This is a genomic window from Microcoleus sp. N9_A1 (genome assembly GCF_036701795.1).
In the GTDB taxonomy this organism is placed as follows: domain Bacteria; phylum Cyanobacteriota; class Cyanobacteriia; order Cyanobacteriales; family Microcoleaceae; genus Microcoleus.
The window spans coordinates 1-2,423 of record NZ_JAUBRI010000164.1 but is presented as its reverse complement, the minus strand read 5'-3'; the positions used below and the strand labels follow the sequence as shown (position 1 = coordinate 2,423).

3 protein-coding genes are annotated in these 2,423 nt (G+C 47.2%); all 3 read right to left on the bottom strand.

The genetic code is table 11. The annotated features are described in order from the left end of the window. Positions 1-75 precede the first annotated feature (75 nt). Entirely contained in the window at positions 76-1,326 is a 1,251-nt protein-coding gene (locus QUA58_RS31090; protein WP_333397978.1) for an IS110 family transposase, read from the bottom strand. Positions 1,327-1,606: 280 nt separating this feature from the next. Further along, on the bottom strand, positions 1,607-1,906 hold the full coding sequence (locus QUA58_RS31085; RefSeq protein ID WP_333397976.1) for a hypothetical protein: 300 nt from the start codon (positions 1,904-1,906) through the stop codon (positions 1,607-1,609). Between the two features lie 89 nt (positions 1,907-1,995). After that, positions 1,996-2,423, bottom strand: a 428-nt coding sequence (locus tag QUA58_RS31080; RefSeq protein WP_333397975.1) for a hypothetical protein, incomplete at its 5' end; no start/stop codon positions are given.

The following is a 2,423-nucleotide window of genomic DNA, read 5'->3' as shown; positions in this document are numbered from 1 at the left end:
AATCATGAATTTGCTGCCTAACCGCTCAGCCAACTTCCCTCTTGAATATCAATCATAGCAATTATCTCTGGGGATTCACTCTAGTAATTCTGGATTCTGGATTTTAGATTTTAGATTGGAGTGAACGAGTTCGTGCACGAGTTCTTTGAACAGCATTTTAACTGCTTTAGCCGCCACCCGCGATCGCACTAACCGCACCGGCCGACCGCTGGCTTTTTCAGAATCCATAATCTCGCCGAGCCGATCGCCAATATCGTTAGCCATGCGAGCACGTTTCACCTCGACTCGCGTAAAAATCCATTGCCACAAAGCTTTGCGGCACAAATCGGAACCGCCCACAACCTTAGACTTTTGCAAGTCGCCGCTGCTTTCTTGCGACGGCGCGTAGCCAAGGGCTTTACAAAATCGGCGAAGTGACAAATGCCGCTTGGTCGGTTTGCCCGATCGTCGGCCGGTGCGAATTTTGACATCGGGTTTGCCGTCGGCACCGAGGTAATTTTCAAATGGGTAAATCTGGCTGAGCAACAAAGCTTCAACGCGGCGACCAAATCCAAATCGGGCAAACACTTTGCGGTAAGGCAAAAACTGCGGCTCGCCCACAAGTTTGGAAAGCTCAAATTCAAGCACCATTTCCTCCCGCTGCAAGTCACAGATTCTGGCGGCGTGTTTCCTTAGTTCCTCAGTGATGCCCAAACCGATTGACCGCTCCAACAGTAAATCGTACTTTACAGACTGCCGCTCACCACATAGCCAACCCCAAAGCAGCGGCACTTTCTCGCCAGACCGGAGCGATTTTATCAACGCTGCTTCTGGAAACTGCCAAGCTAAATCTTGACGCGCTCTGTTAATGATGGGACTTTGCACCCGATTGAGATGCGCGAGCCGGAGCACTAGCCGACGAATTTGTACGATTGTGCGATCGCGCGTTTGGACAAATCGCCGGGAAGTGTCGAGGTAGTCCCAGCCATAAATCGCCAGTGCTAGCGCGTCCGCGTCGTCGTCTTTGTCTGGCAGTCCGAGGTGATGCTCTCGGAACGATCGAAGCTCTTTATGACCCACCAGTCGCACTTCTACTCCCGCCCGTGCCAGTTGAGTGCCCCAAAGGATTTGATAGTTAATTCCTGTCGGCTCCATGATGGCGATCGTGTTTTCCCGATCCAATTCCGATCCAATTAGTGCAAGTAATTCATTTATCCCGTGCGCTGTAGCAGCGAATTTGTGGAAATTGTAGCGGTAGTAAAATTCGCGCGGTTCGTCAATTTTTTCTGATATTAAGCAGCACGAAACTGAGGCCTTGCTAATATCCAAGCCAATAATTTGGGTCATTCCATTTTTAAAGGTGAGTTTTCCAAATCTCGCAGCAGCAGCTTATGAATCACCCAAAGGCCGCAGTGAGCCTAATTCACTCTTAAAGCTTCTAAGTGCGCGAGAAATAACAATTAACTAGGCTGTGACCGAGCTTATGAACAGTAAAAAGCCTTAAGAGCTTGGTTCTTTATAAAAGCCCTAAGTCACATCCCGTTTAATTCGCGGTTCGGGTTGGAATCGATCCGCGACTCCCCCTTATTAAGGGGAGTTTCGGCCGCTAATTCCCGAGCGGCGCTCTTCAGGCGGTTGTGGTGATTGAATTTGTGGCCACTAGCGCAATGTAGGCGTATAAGTAGTCAATGTCTTGCGTTAAAATCGCTGCAAATTCATCTGTTGAGTAAAGGTTTAAGAGGCAGTTTGCAGCATTGACATACTGATTCAAGCATCGATCGGGAGGCTGCTTTCGCAGCAATCCTCTAGCTTTTGCTTCTTTTATGGTGAGAAAAACTTCTTGTGTTTCTGAATCGCTAAAGTTGTCAAATTGCTCTTTTGCCGATTTGATTAACTCGGTAATGTGTTTGTTTTTGGTTTGTGGCATGGTAAATTAATAGATGCGAAGGGACAGTTAGTCAGCCAAGATAGCTCAGCTCAGATACGGCGGTTAGAGTGTAACTAACCGCTGTTTTTCTAAAGGTCTGCTGTTGGAATTTTGATTTTAAAACCCTGTTGTAAGGGGTTTTTTTGATAGCTTGCCTGGTAAGCTGCGAGGGCTTCGGTGATTTGTTGGTCGCTAATTTTCTCCATCTCAGTATTTACCTGCATTGATATTGCAGCGATAAAATAGTTAGCGTCCTTTTTTGTTACTTTTTCTAGAACGGATAGCACCATTGCATTAAATAATGCGGTGCAAAAAACCATGTTTTGCTGCTCCATTGTTAGGTCAACTAGAGTGGCCGCTGGAGGTTCTGGGCTATCATCGGCAACTATCCGAATCGCTTGGATATTTAGTTCGCAACTATCTAGACAATTGTCTAGCACTTCTGCTAGTTCCTCCAATTCGCGGTAATTGCCTTGACTTTTGAGGATCAAGTCGGCGATGTGCACGTCAAGTCCCA